At 72.7% G+C, this 542-nt stretch carries 1 protein-coding gene; it reads left to right on the forward strand.

The window, feature by feature from the left end; translation table 11 throughout:
* Window positions 1–44: 44 nt before the first annotated feature.
* Window positions 45–542, forward strand: a 498-nt coding sequence (locus tag OSB71_RS24305) for a KR domain-containing protein (RefSeq protein WP_265950956.1), incomplete at its 3' end; no start/stop codon positions are given.

Consider the following 542-nt stretch of genomic DNA (forward strand, 5'->3'; position numbering starts at 1 on the left):
GTGCCGACTTGGGCGCTGGTGCTGGTGCTGGTTCGGGTGCGGGTGTGTGGGAGGAGGTCGCGGGCTGGGGTGAGCCGCAGGTGGCGGTGCGCGGTGGTCAGGTCTTCGCGCCCCGTCTGACCCGGGTGACAGTACCGCCGACCGAACAGCCCGAACCCTCCGAGCCCTCCGAGCTGCCCGAGCTGCCCGGGGAGTCCGAGCTGTCCGGGGAGCTTGAGGCGTCCGGGGAGCTTGAGGCGGCCGAGCGGCTTGAGGCGTCCGGTCTCTCCGGTGCCGGTGCCGGTGCCGGTGCCGGTGTGGGTGTGGGGTCCGGTGTGGGTGTGGGTTCGGGTGTGGGTTCGGGTGTGGTGTTGGTGACGGGTGCGGGTGGTGGGTTGGGTGGTGTGGTGGTGCGGCATCTGGTGCGGGAGTGGGGTGTGCGGGAGTTGGTGCTGCTCTCGCGTGGGGGTGGCGGTGCCGGTGGTGCGGAGTTGGTGGAGGAGTTGGCGCGGTGGGGTGCGCGGGCGCGGTGGGTGGCCTGTGACGCGGCTGACCGTGCGGGT

Source organism: Streptomyces marinisediminis, assembly GCF_026262575.1.
GTDB classification, from domain to species: domain Bacteria; phylum Actinomycetota; class Actinomycetes; order Streptomycetales; family Streptomycetaceae; genus Streptomyces; species Streptomyces marinisediminis.